We start from the raw sequence: 13,964 nt of genomic DNA, 5'->3' as shown, positions 1-13,964 counted from the left end.
AGAGGAATCCGTACCGCACGCATCCGCCCCCTCCGGGCCACCTACCCGCGCCCAGACCCAGACCCCGTCCCCCGCGCCAGCTCCCACCCGTGGTCCACCGGTCCGATCCCGCCGCCCAGCGCGAATCCGGCCGCTATCGCCCCGGTCACATAGCGTTTCGCCGCGGTCACCGCCTCCGGTACCGGGTCGCCGAGGGCGAGCCGGGAGGCGATCGCGGAGGCGAGGGTGCAGCCCGTGCCATGGGTGTGGCGGTTGTCGTGGCGCGGGGCCCGCAGCCAGTGCTCCTCGGAGCCGTCCGTGAGCAGGTCCACCGCCTCGCCGGGCAGATGCCCGCCCTTCACCAGCACCCAGCGCGGGCCCCATACGAGGAGCGCTTCGGCGGCCGTGCGCATGTCCGCCTCCGAGCCGACCCGGACGCCGGTGAGCTGGGCCACCTCGTCCAGGTTCGGGGTGACGACGGTCGCGCGGGGCAGCAGCAGGCCGCGTACGGAGTCCAGCGCGGACGCGGCAAGCAGGGAGTCGCCGTGCTTGGAGACGCCGACCGGGTCGATCACGGCGGGGGCGTCCGTGCCGCCGAGCAGGTCGGCGACCGTCTCCACGAGTTCGGCGGAGGCCAGCATGCCGGTCTTGACCGCCTGGACGCCGATGTCGTCGACGACACTGCGGAACTGGGCGCGGACGGCCGCCACCGGGAGTTCCCAGGTGCCCTGCACACCGAGCGAGTTCTGCGCGGTGACGGCGGTGAGAACGCTCATGCCGTGCACGCCGAGGGCAAGCATGGTCTTCAGATCGGCCTGGATACCGGCGCCGCCGCCGGAGTCGGAGCCTGCCACGGTCAGGACGCGCGCGGGGGCGGTGCTCATGACTCGATGTCCCCGAAGTGGTCCCAGCCGCCCTTGCGGGTCCATGGTGCCCCGTCCACGGTCACCTGCGGCAGCGCCGAGGGGTTCAGCACCTCGCCGATCACCTTCCAGCGGGCGGGCAGTTTCACGTCCGGCGGGAAGGTGGCGACGATCGCATGATCCTCGCCCCCGGTCAGCACCCATTGGAGCGGGTCCACGCCGACGGCCTGGCCGATGTCGTTCATCTGGGAGGGGATGTCGATGGCGCCGGAGCGGATGTCGATCCGTACCTTGCTGGACTCCGCGATGTGCCCGAGGTCGGCGATCAGCCCGTCGCTGACGTCGCACATGGCGGTCGCGCCCAGCCCGGCGGCGGCCGGTCCCGCGTGGTAGGGCGGCTCGGGGCGGCGGTGGGCCTCGACGAAGGCGCGCGGTGAGCGGAAGCCGCGCGAGAGCACCGCGAACCCGGCCGCGGACCAGCCAAGCCAGCCGGTCACCGCGACCAGGTCGCCCGGCCGGGCACCGGCCCGCGTCACCGGCTCCTGGTTGCGCAGATCGCCGAGCGCGGTGATCGACACCATGATGGTGTCCCCGCGCACCACATCGCCGCCGACCACGGAGGCACCGGCGACCTGGCACTCGTCGCGCAGTCCGTCCATCAGCTCGGTCGGCCAGGTGACCGGGAGTTCGGCGGGGACCACGAGGCCCAGCAGCAGGGCGGTCGGCACGGCCCCCATGGCGGCGATGTCCGCGAGGTTCTGGGCGGCGGCCTTGCGGCCGACGTCGTAGGCGGTGGACCAGTCGCGGCGGAAGTGCCGGCCCTCCAGCAGGATGTCGGTGCTCGCCACGACACGCCGGTCGGGCGCGGCGACCACCGCGGCGTCGTCGCCGGGGCCGACCCGGACCGCCGGGTTGGTGGTGAGCCGGGAGGTCAGCTCCCTGATGAGCCCGAACTCACCCACCTCACCCACAGTGCCCTTCATTGCGCTTACGCCCCTTCTGTCCCGGTACGACCGCGGCGGCCGTCAACGTCCGTCGTATGTGCACCCTGGCGCGTGCGCGCCCGGCCTCGCCAGGTCTCCCCGTGGCGTGCGGCGACGCGATACCGTGGCGTTCCTTTTCCCCACATGATCCTCGTGGCCGCCCTGGAGGTTCCGTGGTACAGGCGTACATCCTGATCCAGACGGAGGTCGGCAAGGCGTCGGCCGTCGCCGACACGATCAGCAAGATCCCTGGTGTCGTCCAGGCCGAGGACGTGACGGGTCCCTATGACGTCATCGTCCGCGCCCAGGCCGACACCGTCGATGACCTGGGCCGCATGGTGGTCGCGAAAGTCCAGCAAGTGGACGGCATCACGCGCACCCTGACCTGCCCGGTGGTCCATCTGTAGCCCCCGTCTACGCTGGGCCGGTGCGTCTCTTCCGTCACCGGCCGCTCGGCCTGCCCCCGCTCGTGCTCGTCCTCGCGATCACCGTCGCGGGCTGCTCATCAGCAGACGACACCGCCACCGCCGAGGTTCCGTCGCCGGACGCGACGGTGACCGAACTGTGCGGAAAGCTGGACGATGCGCTGCCCGCGACGGTGGCCGGTCGGGAACGTGACGATCCGCAGCCGGCTTCCACGCTGACCGCGGGGTGGGGGAGCCCGGCGATCATACTGCGGTGCGGGGTCGTACGACCGCCGAAGATGATCGATCCCAAGGTGGCGGAGGGCGGTGACGCCGACGCCGTCGCGGGGGGCGTCGACGGGGTCGACTGGCTCCAGGAGAAGGCCGGTGACGGGGGGTTCCGCTTCACCACCGCGAGCCGGGTCGCGTATGTGGAGGTCACGGTGCCCGGGGAGCGCGAGGGCGACAGCGCGGGGGTGCTGGTGGATCTGGCACCGGCGATCAAGGGGGCCGTTCCCGAGGGGATCGCCGACTGACGGCCGGGCGGGGCGTTCTGGAGGCGTTCAGTCCAGGCGCCAGGCGGCCTACCTGTGTCCCGCCCGGGTATCCGGCCCGTGTCCCGCCGGGCGCCCCACCTGTGTCCCGCCCCGGTATCCGGCCCGTGTCCCGCCGGGCGCCCTACCTGAGCCCCGTCGAGCGGTCCAGCGCCGCCTGGATGAGCCGGTCGACCAGCTCCGCGTAACCGACCCCGCTCTTCTCCCACATCTGCGGGTACATGGAGATCGGCGTGAAGCCGGGCATCGTATTGATCTCGTTGATCACGAAGTCACCGGAGTCGGTCAGGAAGAAGTCCGCGCGGACCAGTCCCTCGCAGGACGCGGCCTCGAACGCGGCCACGGCCAGCCGCTGCACCTCGGCGGTCTCCTCGGGCGTCAGCGGCGCGGGAACGATTCCGGGCGTGGAGTCGATGTACTTGGCCTCGAAGTCGTAGTACGCGTGCTCCTGCGGCGGCGGGATCTCGGCCGGTACGGAGGCCCGCGGGCCGTCCTCGAACTCCAGCACCCCGCACTCGATCTCCCGGCCCCTGAGCGCCGCCTCGACCAGGATCTTCGGGTCGTGGCGCCGCGCCTCGGCGAGGGCCTCGTCCAGTGCGGCGGGGCCGTCGACCTTGGTGATGCCGATGGAGGACCCCGCGCGGGCGGGCTTCACGAACAGCGGCCAGCCGTGTTCCGCGGCGAACTCCACGATCCGCGCGCGGACGGCGGACTCGTCACCGCGCCACTCCCGGGGGCGGATCACCAGATACGGGCCCACCGCGAGCCCGAAGGAGGTGAACACCCGCTTCATGTACTCCTTGTCCTGGCCGACGGCCGAGGCGAGCACCCCGGAGCCGACATAGGGAATCCCGGACAGCTCCAGCAGCCCCTGAAGGGTGCCGTCCTCGCCATAGGGGCCGTGCAGCACCGGGAAGACGACATCGACCTCGCCCAGCGCCTTGGGCACCGAGCCGGGTTCGCTGTAGACGACTTCACGGTTCGCGGGGTCCACGGGGAGCACCACGACCCCCTCGTCTGACTCGGCCAGGTCGTCCACGCTGGGCGTCCGACGCTCGGAGATCGCCATCCGCTCCGGGGCGTCGGCGGTGAGCGCCCAGCGGCCGTCCTGGGTGATGCCGATCGGCAGGACCTCGTACCTGGTCCGGTCGATGGCCCGCAGGACGGCACCGGCGGTGACCACGGAGATCCCGTGCTCGGAGCTGCGCCCACCGAACACGACGGCCACACGCGGCTTACGGAAGGTCTGTCCGGGACTCTGGGGGAGGTTCTCGCTGCTCATATCGCGTTGAGCGTACCCGCAGACCTGCCCGGCTCCTAGCGCCCCGGTCCGGGGCGTCGCACATATGTCCCGGCTCCGGGAGGCGGCACATACGCGGGGGCGGGCCGGACCGTATGTCCCTCGTCCGCCCCCTCACATGCACGGAACCCGCCCGACCGTACGGCCGCACGGAACCTGCCCGGCCCTATGGCCCTCTCCGACCCGACCCGGCCGCCGGACCCGCGTACCGGGTTCCTCGGAACTCCCCAGGAACAGCCCTGGAACTCGCCGGTTCCCCGCGCGTCATAGGCGCCGCGCCCGGTCACCGCTCCCGGCGACACACGGTCACCTGCCCCGGTCACCGTTCCGGGCGAAGCCCGGTCACCCGCCCGGTCTCCCGCTCAGCGGCGTTCCGGCTTGGCGCTGCGGGACATCAGTTCCTTGAGGGCGACCACAGGCGGTTTGCCCTCGTGGACGATCCCGACGACCGTCTCGGTGATGGGCATGTCGACACCGTGGCGACGGGCCAGATCGAGCACCGACTCGCAGGACTTGACGCCCTCGGCGGTCTGCTTGGTGACCGCGATCGTCTGCTCCAGGGTCATGCCCTTGCCGAGATTGGTGCCGAAGGTGTGGTTGCGGGACAGCGGCGAGGAGCAGGTGGCCACCAGGTCGCCGAGCCCGGCGAGGCCCGAGAAGGTCAGCGGATCGGCGCCCATGGCGAGCCCGAGCCGGGTGGTCTCGGCGAGCCCGCGGGTGATGAGCGAGCCCTTCGCGTTGTCCCCGAGACCCATGCCGTCCGCGATACCGACGGCCAGCCCGATGACGTTCTTCACCGCGCCGCCCAGCTCGCAGCCGACCACGTCGGTGTTGGTGTACGGGCGGAAGTACGGGGTGTGGCAGGCGGCCTGAAGACGCTGGGCGACCCCTTCGTCGGCGCTGGCCACGACGGCGGCGGCGGGCATCCGCGCGGCGATCTCCCGGGCGAGGTTGGGCCCGGTGACCACGGCGATGCGGTCGGGGTCGGACTTGGTGACGTCGGCGACGACCTCGGTCATCCGCATGGTGGTGCCCAGCTCGACCCCCTTCATCAGGGAGACCAGGACCGTGCCGGGGGCCAGCAGCGGGGTCCAGGCGGCGAGATTGGCGCGCAGGGTCTGCGAGGGGACGGACAGCACGGTGAAGTCGGCGTCCGCGGCGGCCTGGGCGGGGTCGGTGGTGGCCCGCAGATTGCGCGGCAGCTCGACACCCGGGAAGTAGTCGGGGTTGGTCCGGGTGGAGTTGATGGCGTCCGCGACCTCCGCGCGGCGCGCCCAGAGGGTGACCTCGCACCCCGCGTCGGCGAGCACGATGCCGAACGCCGTGCCCCACGAACCGGCGCTGAAGACCGCCGCCTTGACCGCCTTGCTCACTTGCTCCGCCCCTCCGCCTGCTTGCCCTGCGACTGCGACTGCTTGCCCTGCGCCTGCGCCCGCGCCTGCTTGCCCTGCGACTGCGATTCGGACTGCGCCCCGGACCGCGAACGCGACCGCGCCGAAGCCTCCACCTGCTCAGGCTCAGACTCAGGCTCCAGCTCCGACGCTGGCTCCTGCTCCTCGTGCCGCGCACCGGTCTGCTCGCGAGACTCGTCGTCCCGGGTCCGCTCACGGGACGGGTCCCGCGTCTGCTCCTGGGTGCGCCGACGCTGCTCGATACGCTCCCGGCGAGGATCGTAGGGCGTGGCGGGCGCCTGCTCGCCGCGGATCTCCTCAAGATGGCGGGTGATCGCGGCCATGATGACCTCGGTCGCCTCCTTGAGCACCTCCGCGGTCATCTCCCGGCCGTAGAAGCCGGAGAGGTCCACCGGCGGCCCGGCCAGCACATGGTGGGTCTTGCGCGGGAAGATCCGGAGCTTCTTGCTGTACGGCGGGAGCAGCTCGTTGGCGCCCCACTGGGCGACCGGCACGACCGGGCACTTGGTCTTCAGGGCGACCCGCGCGGCCCCGGTCTTGCCGGTCATGGGCCAGCCGTCCGGGTCCCGGGTGATGGTGCCCTCCGGGTAGAAGGCGACGCACTCACCGCGCTCCACGGCGCCGATGGCGGCCCGGAAGGCGCTGAGGGCGTCGGTGCTCTCCCGGTAGACGGGGATCTGCCCGGTGCCGCGCATGGCGGCGCCCACGAACCCCTTCTTGAAAAGACCGCTCTTCGCCAGGAATCGCGGAACGCGTCCGGTGTTGTACTGGAAGTGCGCGTACGCGAAGGGGTCGACGTGGGAATTGTGGTTCACCACCGTGATAAATCCGCCCTCGGCCGGAATGTGCTCCATTCCGCGCCAGTCCCGCTTCAGCAGAACCAGCAGGGGCGGTTTGCAGAGGACCGCGGCCAAGCGGTACCAGAAGCCCTTTCTGCGGCGGGGCACGCGAACACCTTCCTCTAGGGCCTGGGGGGCCGCACAAGTGTCGCCCCAGGCCGCCTGTCTGTCGAGAACACCGTACGCCCGCCGGTCACCGGCCACCGCTCCCCGCCGTGGCCCCGCACGCTCCGGCCGAGGAAACCGTGTGACGGTCCGGGTGACAATGGCCGCGACAAGAGAAGGACGGAAACGCTGGTGCAGTGGACCCTGGTGATACCCCTGAAGCCCTTGGCGCGGGCCAAGAGCAGGCTCGCGGACACCGCCTCCGACACACTGCGGCCGAGTCTGGCGCTGGCTTTCGCCCAGGACACCGTGGCGGCGGCCCTGGCCTGCCCGGCGGTGCGCGATGTGGCCGTCGTCACGGACGACGCCCTGGCCACCCGTGAGCTGTCCGCGCTGGGCGCGGGCGTCCTCCCCGACGAGCCGGGCCGCGGTCTGAACGCCGCGCTGGAGTTCGGCGCCGCAAAGGTACGGACCGCCCTCCCCAATACCCCGGTGGCTGCCCTCAACGCCGATCTCCCGGCACTGCGCCCCACGGAATTGGCCCGGGTACTGGACGCGGCGGCGCAATTCCCGCGCGCTTTCCTGCCGGATGCGGCCGGTGTCGGCACCACTCTCCTCGCCGCGGGCCCCGGCATGGAATTGCGTCCGGCATTCGGCACGGATTCCCGAGCCCGCCACCACGCCTCCGGCGCCCGGGAACTCGTCCTCGACACGGTGGATTCGGTACGACAGGACGTGGACACCGGCGCCGATCTGCGTGCGGCACTGGCCCTCGGCGTGGGTCCGTGGACGGCCGCGGCCGGGGCGCGGCTGCTGATCGCCGGGCAGTAGGCTGCGGTCATGCAGGCGACCGCATACACGTACGACGCCGACACCCGCAGCGGTCAGGTGCTGCTGGACGACGGCACCCCGGTGCCGTTCGACGCCGCCGCCTTCGACGCGGGCGGGCTGCGGCTGCTCCGTCCCGGCCAGCGGGTGCGCATCGAGACGGCGGGCGAGGGCGAGGCCCGCCGGATCACCCTGGTGACCCTCCAGACGCTGTAGCCCCTCCCGTCACCAGGGCCACAGCCCTGCCGCGAGGCCACACACCCGGACCGCGCCGGAACCAGCCGGGGCGCGGGCGAACCCCGCCGGTCGGCAGCGAAACCAGCCCGCCCACGGCAAAACCAGCCCGCCCAAGGTAAAACCGGCCCACCCACGGCGAACCCAGCCACACCGCAACGAACCCAGCCAGACCCCAGCAAAGCCCGCCAAACCACGGCGAACCCAGAAAACCACAGGTCAAACCCCCCACCCACCCCCCCGATCCCCCACACACCCACCCATTGACTCGTGACACGCCGCGGGCCGGGCTCCCTGGGGAGCCCGGCCCGGCGCGTGAGTGCCCTGCGGTCCGCCTACTTGCGGGCGGTGGCCTTCTTGGCGGTGGTCTTGCGGGCCGTCGACTTCTTGGCGGGGGCCTTCTTGGCCGTCGCCTTCTTCGCCGGGGCCTTCTTGGCCGTCGCCTTCTTGGCGGTGGTCTTCTTCGCCGCCGTCTTCTTGGCCGCCGCCGTGGTCTTCTTGGCGGTGGTCTTCTTGGCCACGGCCTTGGTGGCCACCTTCTTCGCGGTGGTCTTCTTCGCCGTGGTCTTCTTGGCCACGGCCTTGGTGGCCGCCTTCTTCGCGGTGGTCTTCTTGGCCGCGGCCTTCTTCACCGTGGCCGAGGCACCCCCGGTCAGGCTGCCCTTGGGGGCCTTCTTCACGGCAATGTCACCCTTCGGGAGCTTCTTCGAGCCGCTGACCAGGTCCTTGAAGCCCTGACCCGCGCGGAAGCGCGGCACAGAGGTCTTCTTGACCCGAACCCGCTCGCCCGTCTGAGGGTTGCGGGCGTAGCGAGCGGGACGCTCGACCTTCTCGAACGAGCCGAACCCGGTGACCGAGACCCGGTCGCCGGCGACGACCGCGCGGACGATGGCGTCCAGGACCGCGTCGACGGCATCGGCGGCCTGCTGACGGCCGCCCATCTTGTCGGCAATCGCTTCTACGAGCTGCGCCTTGTTCACGTCTTCCCCTTCGGAGACATTGCCGGAACGAAAGTGTTCAGGCTTTTTCGCACGTTAGGCAGATATATACCGCAAATCAAACACGAAACGGGCTTATCACCCTTGTGCCGCAACGGACTCGACTGCCCTGTCTCGTTCAGCCTTCCTCGTCGGGGAATCGACCCTCGTCGAGATCAGCGGTGAACGCCTCCAGACGCCTTGCCGCATCGGCGAGATCGTGCTTGGCCGCGGCCGTAATGACCAGCAGCTTCCGGGTCAGCGCCATCCGTACGCCCTCCGGGACTTGCAGTGCGCGCACTGCTGTGTGCGCTTCCTTGAGCTGGTCCGCGACCGCCGCATAGAGCTTGAGTTGGCCGTCGTGTCCCATGCACAGATTGTGCCATCTGGGGCGAGTTGTCGCCTGCTCGGGGGGCAACTGCCCCCTCTAACGGCCCTTTCGGGGCCCGCCCGGGGCTCCCCGGCCCACGCCCCGATTTCCGTCAACCACCCCTGTGACATGGGACGTTGTGGACCGCTCCGGCACGGCATGCCGCCGTACGGGTACAGAAACGCCCGTACCCCCGATCGGGCCGATCGGGGGTACGGGCAGGGTATGCGATGGCCGAATTTCGACCGTGAGACAAGGTCGGGCGGGGTCGGGCGGGTCGCGGGGACCCGCCCGGCTCACACGCTCAGGGTGCGCGGCTTGTAGGAGGGCCGTCCGGCCTCGTACGTGGCGATGTCGGCCTCGTTCTGGAGCGTGATGGAGATGTCGTCCAGCCCGTTCAGCAGCCGCCAGCGGGCGTTCTCGTCCAGTTCGAAGGCGGCGGTGATGCCCTCGGCCCGGACCTCACGGCTCTCCAGGTCGACGGTCACCTCGGCCTCGGGGTCGCGCTCGGTCAGCTCCCAGAGCGCGTCCACGATCTTCTGCTCCAGCACCACGGTGAGCAGGCCGTTCTTCAGCGAGTTGCCCCGGAAGATATCGGCGAACCGGGAGGAGATCACGGCCTTGAAGCCATAGTTCTGGAGCGCCCAGACGGCGTGCTCACGGGACGAGCCGGTACCGAAGTCGGGCCCGGCGACCAGCACGGTCGCCCCCTGCCGCTCCGGACGGTTGAGCACAAAGCTCTCGTCCTTGCGCCAGGCCTCGAACAGCCCGTCCTCGAACCCGTCCCGGGTGACCTTCTTGAGCCAGTGGGCGGGGATGATCTGGTCGGTGTCCACATTGCTGCGGCGCAGCGGGACGGCCCGGCCGGTGTGGGTGGTGAATGCTTCCATGGCGGTTCAGACTCCAGCGGGCGTGCGGTCGTCGGTCAGGTCGGCCGGGGAGGCGAGGTGCCCGAGCACCGCGGTGGCAGCCGCGACCTGCGGAGACACCAGATGCGTACGGCCGCCCTTGCCCTGCCGTCCCTCGAAGTTGCGGTTGGAGGTGGACGCCGAGCGCTCCCCCGGGGCCAGCTGGTCCGGGTTCATGCCCAGACACATCGAGCAGCCCGCGTGCCGCCATTCGGCGCCGGCGTCCTTGAAGACCGCGTCCAGACCCTCGGAGACGGCCTGGAGCCCGACCCGCGCGGAGCCCGGCACGACCAGCATCCGTACCCCGTCGGCGACTTTGCGGTCCTTGAGGATGGCCGCCGCGGCCCGCAGGTCCTCGATCCGCCCATTGGTGCAGGAACCTACGAAGACGGTGTCCACGTTGATGGAGCGCAGCGGCTGCCCGGCCGCCAACCCCATGTACTCCAGGGCCTTTTCGGCGGCGAACCGCTCCGAGGCGTCTTCGTACGAAGCCGGGTCGGGGACGTCCGCCGAAAGGGGCGCACCCTGGCCCGGGTTGGTGCCCCAGGTGACGAACGGCGACAGCGCGGCGGCGTCGATGACGACCTCGGCGTCGAACTCGGCGTCGGCGTCCGTGCGCAGCGTGCGCCAGTAGGCGACGGCGGCGTCCCAGTCCTCGCCCTCGGGGGCGTGGGCGCGTCCCTTGAGGTAGGCGAAGGTGGTCTCGTCGGGGGCGATCATGCCCGCGCGGGCACCGGCCTCGATGGACATGTTGCAGATGGTCATCCGGGCTTCCATCGAGAGCTGCTCGATGGCCTCGCCGCGATACTCCAGGACATAGCCCTGGCCGCCGCCGGTGCCGATCTTCGCGATGATCGCCAGGATCAGGTCCTTGGCGGTGACCCCGTCGGGCAGCGCGCCGTCGACCGTGATCGCCATGGTCTTCGGGCGGGCCATCGGCAGCGTCTGGGTGGCGAGCACATGCTCGACCTGCGAGGTGCCGATACCGAACGCCAGCGCACCGAAGGCGCCGTGCGTGGAGGTGTGCGAGTCGCCGCAGACCACGGTCGTGCCGGGCTGGGTCAGGCCCAGCTGCGGGCCGACGACATGGACGACGCCCTGCTCGACGTCCCCGAGCGGGTGCAGTCGGACCCCGAAGTCGGCGCAGTTCTTGCGCAGCGTCTCCAGCTGGGCGCGGGAGACCGGGTCCGCGATGGGCTTGTCGATGTCGAGGGTCGGGGTGTTGTGGTCCTCGGTGGCGATGGTGAGGTCCAGGCGGCGCACGGTACGCCCGGTCTTGCGCAGTCCGTCGAACGCCTGCGGGCTGGTCACCTCGTGCAGCAGGTGCAGATCGATGTAGAGAAGGTCGGGCTCGCCCTCCGCGCGCCGGACGACATGGTCGTCCCAGACCTTCTCCGCGAGTGTCCTACCCATCGCTTTCCCTCCGGCCGGCGCACTGCGCTCCGGCCCAACTAGAGATCGAGAGGCGGCGGCGCCCTCCCCCTCGGTTCCGGGCGCGGACCGCCAGGCCCCTGCGAAACCGCGGGCCCCTGTGCCTTCGTGTATGTCCAGAGTGGCGCGTTCCACGAAAAATTGAACTTGCGTTTCACAGAGTGAGACGCGAATATCGTTGCATGGACAACAGTAGCGGCGTCGGCGTTCTGGACAAGGCGGCCCTCGTCCTGAGCGCTCTGGAGTCCGGCCCGGCCACCCTCGCGGGTCTGGTCACGGCCACCGGACTGGCACGACCCACGGCTCACCGCCTGGCCGTGGCCCTGGAACACCACCGCATGGTGGCACGCGACATGCAGGGCCGTTTCATTCTCGGTCCGCGTCTCGCCGAGCTGGCGGCGGCGGCCGGCGAGGACCGTCTGCTGGCCACGGCCGGCCCGGTCCTCACGCATCTGCGGGACGTCACGGGCGAGAGCGCCCAGCTCTACCGCCGCCAGGGCGACATGCGGATCTGTGTGGCGGCGGCGGAACGCCTGTCCGGCCTGCGGGACACGGTCCCGGTCGGCTCGACGCTCACCATGAAGGCGGGCTCCTCCGCCCAGATCCTGATGGCCTGGGAGGAGCCGGAGCGGTTGCACCGCGGCCTCCAGGGCGCCCGCTTCACGGCCACGGCCCTGTCGGGCGTACGCCGCCGGGGCTGGGCCCAGTCGATCGGCGAGCGTGAGCCCGGTGTCGCCTCGGTCTCGGCGCCGGTACGCGGCCCGTCCAACCGCGTGGTGGCCGCCGTCTCGGTCTCCGGCCCCATCGAACGCCTCACCCGCCACCCCGGCCGTATGCACGCCCAGGCCGTCATCGACGCGGCAGGCCGCCTCTCAGAGGCCCTCCGCCGCACCGGCTGACCAGCGGAGAGGGCGGAAGGGGGCCCCAACGCCGCGACCCCCGCACCGCCCACCTGCTCGCCAAACCCAAGGGAACCCGCACCCCCAGCGACCCTCTTCGTGATCACCGGGAACGCAGGGACCTGCGCACCTTCGAGGAACAAGGGGACCTGCGCATTGTGCGGGGGCACGGGAAACTCCGCGCCTTTCGGGAACGCGGGCACCCGCACGTCTTTTGAAGCGGAACAGGGGGCCCGCACGTCTTTTGATCGGGAACAGGGGCGGACGTCTTTTGATCGGGGGCGCGGGGAACTGTGCATCTCTTAGGGGCGCGGGGAACTGCGCAAAACCCCCCACAACCCGCACCCGCCCCCCAACCCCAGCGACCCCACCCCCGTAGGCACAACGCCCACCAAAGTCACCCGGCACACGAAAAATGGCCCCCCACCCAACCTCCCGGTCAGGCGAAGAGCCATCGTTCCCGTACCCCCGACCGGATTCGAACCGGCGCTACCGCCTTGAGAGGGCGGCGTGCTAGGCCGCTACACAACGGGGGCGAGGATCATACGTTTCCGCAGATCCGAGCTGGTCTACCTGGACTCGAACCAAGACTAACTGAACCAGAATCAGTCGTGCTGCCAATTACACCATAGACCAATGTGGTTTAGACCAGTTTGTACCCCCGACCGGATTCGAACCGGCGCTACCGCCTTGAGAGGGCGGCGTGCTAGGCCGCTACACAACGGGGGCCCTAGCGATCCTGCATCGACGTCAGCGGGAGCGACCCTGCTGTCATCGCGGGAAGGATCTGTACCCCCGACCGGATTCGAACCGGCGCTACTGCCTTGAGAGGGCAGCGTGCTAGGCCGCTACACAACGGGGGCTTTGCGGATGAGATCCGCGGTGCAGATGAAGCTCTGCGAGCTGGCCTACCTGGACTCGAACCAAGACTAACTGAACCAGAATCAGTCGTGCTGCCAATTACACCATAGGCCACTGGAACGCAAGCCCCTGCGGGGATCTTGTTCTAGTCTGCGACGCTGGGTCTGGCCTCTCGGCCCGCTCTCCGGCGGCGCAGGAAGAACATTACCCGAAGGTGGACGGGGCTCCAAAACGGGTATCCGCGCCGAGCAGCGCGGGGAGTTCGGCGAGCGAGACGATCCGGTGGCCGCCCTCGGGGACGGCGGCGGTGTCCGTGCCGGTCCGGTCGATCCACACCGACAGCAGCCCGGCGCTCGCCGCCCCGCGGCCGTCGATCTCCGGGTGGTCGCCGACGTAGGCGATCTCGTGGGCGGGCAGGGCGAGGGCCTCGCAGGCGGCGTGGAAGGCGGCGGGCTCGGGTTTGCTCACGCCGAGATCGGCGGCGCAGAGCACGGCCTCGAAGCGGTCGCGGACCCCGAGCAGGCGCAGCTTGCGGTCCTGGACGTGGAGGCTGGAGTTGGAGAGGACGGCGTGCCGGTGGCTGGCGGCGAGGGCGTCGAGGACCGGCAGGACGTCCGGGAAGAGCGACCAGGCGGCCTCGTAGTGGGTGACGTACCGCGCGTACCAGTGCTCGGCCTCGGTGTCGGTGAGGTTCTGGTCGAGGAAGACGCGGACCCGGTCGCGGCGCTGTTCCTCGAAGGTGACCTCGCCGGCGGCGAAGCGGGCCCACTGGCGGTCGGTGATCGTCCGCCAGCGGGTGAGGGCGGCCTCGGCGCCGCCGTGCGCGTCGAGCAGGCCCTCGGCGGCGAGATGGCTGCCCATGCCGGACCGGTCGGCGGTGGTGTAGTCGAACAGGGTGTCGTCGACGTCCCAGACCACGGCTCGGATGCTCATGATCCGACGGTAACCCGCGCGGCGCGAACGGGGCAGGGGGCGGCGCCCGGTGGAAGGGCGCCGCCCCCTGGCGGACGTACGGGC

The 13,964-nt window shown here is 70.7% G+C and carries 15 protein-coding genes and 5 tRNA genes; 5 read left to right on the top strand and 15 right to left on the bottom strand.

The features are described from left to right. Window positions 1-41: 41 nt before the first annotated feature. A complete protein-coding gene (gene thiD, locus AB0D49_RS19265; protein ID WP_362758619.1) occupies window positions 42-863 on the bottom strand; it encodes a bifunctional hydroxymethylpyrimidine kinase/phosphomethylpyrimidine kinase in 822 nt (273 codons plus the stop codon). After that, the gene (locus tag AB0D49_RS19260; RefSeq protein WP_362758617.1) at window positions 860-1,825 is read right to left on the bottom strand and encodes a thiamine-phosphate kinase; all 966 of its coding nucleotides are present in this window, start codon (window positions 1,823-1,825) and stop codon (window positions 860-862) included. The genes thiD and AB0D49_RS19260 overlap by 4 nt, the downstream gene beginning before the upstream one ends. 173 nt (window positions 1,826-1,998) lie before the next feature. Here AB0D49_RS19260 and AB0D49_RS19255 point away from each other — a divergent pair, with 173 nt between their 5' ends. Together AB0D49_RS19255 and AB0D49_RS19250 are read left to right on the top strand one after the other, a co-directional pair. Next, window positions 1,999-2,232 carry an Lrp/AsnC ligand binding domain-containing protein gene (locus tag AB0D49_RS19255; protein ID WP_362758615.1) on the top strand — a complete coding sequence of 78 codons (234 nt, stop codon included), beginning with the start codon at window positions 1,999-2,001 and terminating at the stop codon, window positions 2,230-2,232. A 20-nt stretch (window positions 2,233-2,252) separates the two neighbouring features. Continuing rightward, window positions 2,253-2,765: a DUF3515 domain-containing protein gene (locus AB0D49_RS19250; RefSeq protein WP_362758613.1), complete on the top strand. Its 513-nt coding sequence runs from the start codon at window positions 2,253-2,255 to the stop codon at window positions 2,763-2,765. Window positions 2,766-2,907: 142 nt separating this feature from the next. Here the strand turns inward: AB0D49_RS19250 and AB0D49_RS19245 are convergent, their stop codons facing one another. The 3 genes from AB0D49_RS19245 to AB0D49_RS19235 form a co-directional block, all read right to left on the bottom strand. Then, window positions 2,908-4,065, bottom strand: coding sequence for a D-alanine--D-alanine ligase family protein (locus AB0D49_RS19245; RefSeq protein ID WP_362758611.1), 1,158 nt, complete (start codon window positions 4,063-4,065; stop codon window positions 2,908-2,910). A 380-nt stretch (window positions 4,066-4,445) separates the two neighbouring features. Next, window positions 4,446-5,456 carry an NAD(P)H-dependent glycerol-3-phosphate dehydrogenase gene (locus AB0D49_RS19240; protein WP_362758609.1) on the bottom strand — a complete coding sequence of 337 codons (1,011 nt, stop codon included), beginning with the start codon at window positions 5,454-5,456 and terminating at the stop codon, window positions 4,446-4,448. Then, window positions 5,453-6,442, bottom strand: a complete 990-nt coding sequence (locus tag AB0D49_RS19235) for a lysophospholipid acyltransferase family protein (protein ID WP_362758606.1) — start codon at window positions 6,440-6,442, stop codon at window positions 5,453-5,455. The genes AB0D49_RS19240 and AB0D49_RS19235 overlap by 4 nt, the downstream gene beginning before the upstream one ends. Before the next feature lie 189 nt (window positions 6,443-6,631). Here AB0D49_RS19235 and cofC point away from each other — a divergent pair, with 189 nt between their 5' ends. Both cofC and AB0D49_RS19225 read left to right on the top strand, forming a co-directional pair. Continuing rightward, window positions 6,632-7,270: a 2-phospho-L-lactate guanylyltransferase gene (gene cofC, locus AB0D49_RS19230; RefSeq protein WP_362758604.1), complete on the top strand. Its 639-nt coding sequence runs from the start codon at window positions 6,632-6,634 to the stop codon at window positions 7,268-7,270. A 9-nt stretch (window positions 7,271-7,279) separates the two neighbouring features. Further along, a complete protein-coding gene (locus AB0D49_RS19225) occupies window positions 7,280-7,483 on the top strand; it encodes a hypothetical protein (protein WP_362758602.1) in 204 nt (67 codons plus the stop codon). Window positions 7,484-7,836: 353 nt separating this feature from the next. Here the strand turns inward: AB0D49_RS19225 and AB0D49_RS19220 are convergent, their stop codons facing one another. The 4 genes from AB0D49_RS19220 to leuC all read right to left on the bottom strand — a co-directional run bounded on the left by AB0D49_RS19220 (window position 7,837) and on the right by leuC (window position 11,169). Next, complete coding sequence (locus AB0D49_RS19220; protein WP_362758600.1) at window positions 7,837-8,481, bottom strand: HU family DNA-binding protein; 645 nt, start codon at window positions 8,479-8,481, stop codon at window positions 7,837-7,839. Between the two features lie 136 nt (window positions 8,482-8,617). Then, window positions 8,618-8,848, bottom strand: a complete 231-nt coding sequence (locus AB0D49_RS19215) for a hypothetical protein (RefSeq protein ID WP_355744072.1) — start codon at window positions 8,846-8,848, stop codon at window positions 8,618-8,620. Window positions 8,849-9,144: 296 nt separating this feature from the next. After that, complete coding sequence (gene leuD, locus AB0D49_RS19210) at window positions 9,145-9,738, bottom strand: 3-isopropylmalate dehydratase small subunit (RefSeq protein WP_362758597.1); 594 nt, start codon at window positions 9,736-9,738, stop codon at window positions 9,145-9,147. Between the two features lie 6 nt (window positions 9,739-9,744). Next, complete coding sequence (gene leuC, locus AB0D49_RS19205; RefSeq protein ID WP_362758596.1) at window positions 9,745-11,169, bottom strand: 3-isopropylmalate dehydratase large subunit; 1,425 nt, start codon at window positions 11,167-11,169, stop codon at window positions 9,745-9,747. Window positions 11,170-11,369: 200 nt separating this feature from the next. Here leuC and ndgR point away from each other — a divergent pair, with 200 nt between their 5' ends. Continuing rightward, window positions 11,370-12,086, top strand: a complete 717-nt coding sequence (ndgR, locus tag AB0D49_RS19200) for an IclR family transcriptional regulator NdgR (protein WP_355744063.1) — start codon at window positions 11,370-11,372, stop codon at window positions 12,084-12,086. Window positions 12,087-12,549: 463 nt separating this feature from the next. Here ndgR and AB0D49_RS19195 read toward each other — a convergent pair. The 6 genes from AB0D49_RS19195 to AB0D49_RS19170 all read right to left on the bottom strand — a co-directional run bounded on the left by AB0D49_RS19195 (window position 12,550) and on the right by AB0D49_RS19170 (window position 13,880). Continuing rightward, a tRNA-Glu gene (locus AB0D49_RS19195) sits at window positions 12,550-12,622 on the bottom strand. Between the two features lie 28 nt (window positions 12,623-12,650). After that, window positions 12,651-12,722 (bottom strand) — tRNA-Gln (locus AB0D49_RS19190). 20 nt (window positions 12,723-12,742) lie between these two features. Further along, window positions 12,743-12,815, bottom strand: a tRNA-Glu gene (locus tag AB0D49_RS19185). Window positions 12,816-12,876: 61 nt separating this feature from the next. Then, window positions 12,877-12,949, bottom strand: a tRNA-Glu gene (locus AB0D49_RS19180). A 40-nt stretch (window positions 12,950-12,989) separates the two neighbouring features. Then, a tRNA-Gln gene (locus AB0D49_RS19175) sits at window positions 12,990-13,061 on the bottom strand. A gap of 90 nt (window positions 13,062-13,151) precedes the next feature. Next, window positions 13,152-13,880: an HAD family hydrolase gene (locus AB0D49_RS19170; protein ID WP_362758594.1), complete on the bottom strand. Its 729-nt coding sequence runs from the start codon at window positions 13,878-13,880 to the stop codon at window positions 13,152-13,154. Between the last annotated feature and the right edge of the window lie 84 nt (window positions 13,881-13,964).

This window comes from Streptomyces sp. NPDC048290 (genome assembly GCF_040652095.1).
In the GTDB taxonomy this organism is placed as follows: Bacteria; Actinomycetota; Actinomycetes; order Streptomycetales; family Streptomycetaceae; genus Streptomyces.
This window is presented reverse-complemented; position numbering and strand designations above follow the sequence as displayed.